The sequence below is a fragment of the Bacteroides muris (ex Afrizal et al. 2022) genome, assembly GCF_004793475.1.
Taxonomy (GTDB): Bacteria; Bacteroidota; Bacteroidia; order Bacteroidales; family Bacteroidaceae; genus Bacteroides; species Bacteroides muris.
In genome coordinates, this window is record NZ_SRYZ01000122.1 from 1 (window position 1) to 766 (window position 766).

Annotated in this window: 1 protein-coding gene; it reads right to left on the reverse strand. The window is 40.2% G+C overall.

All coding sequences use genetic code 11. From position 1 onward, the window contains the following. The coding region (locus tag E5355_RS19135) for a class I SAM-dependent methyltransferase (protein WP_246867013.1) at window positions 1–673 on the reverse strand (673 nt) is incomplete at its 3' end. Window positions 674–766 lie beyond the last annotated feature (93 nt).

Consider the following 766-nt stretch of genomic DNA (forward strand, 5'->3'; position numbering starts at 1 on the left):
TTAGTAACTCTTTGATCGTTTCTTGTTTTTCGTTACACAATCGAAGAAAACCTACATAGAGCAATTTCGGCAGTAAATGAATAAAAGGTGAATGTGAAGCTAACCAACTTCTACAAATCTGCTGATGCCCACCAAACGGTGTTTGCCAAGCAGGGAAGGAGAAGAATATAATACCGTCTTTAGATAGAAATCTTTTCAATCCAGCCAAAAACTGCTCCTTGTCAGAAATATGTTCCAACACATCGTGACAGATGATGATGTCAAAACTGTTCTCCGAATGATTGAACTTTATTATATCACAAGTTACAAATATACCTTTTGCACCGGCTTCCCGAAAGAAGCGCGTGGCATCGTTGATACGGATTTCGGCTATATCCACTCCGACGGTACAGCAGCCCATTTCGGCAAAAGGCAGCAAGTTACCTCCGTCACCACAACCTACTTCCAGAATATTCATACCTGCTTTTATGGCTTTATGCGCTTGGATATAAGGCAGGTAATACTTTCTGCTTGTTGTGGCAAGCTCTTGGAAATAGAGCCGCCTATTGTTTTGTCGTTCTTGCATAACATTTAATTTTTCAGCAAAAGTATGGGCATAAAACGAAACAACTCTCAAACCAGTTTGAGAGTTGCAGCCAGATGATTGTTTTTCGCATGTCTTATTTCTTGCCAAAAGTGATTTCCTTGCGAATACGGCTAAGGTATGTCGGTGTGATTTGCAGATATGATGCCAAGTCTTTGAGTGTTATATCTTGCAGTAAATCAG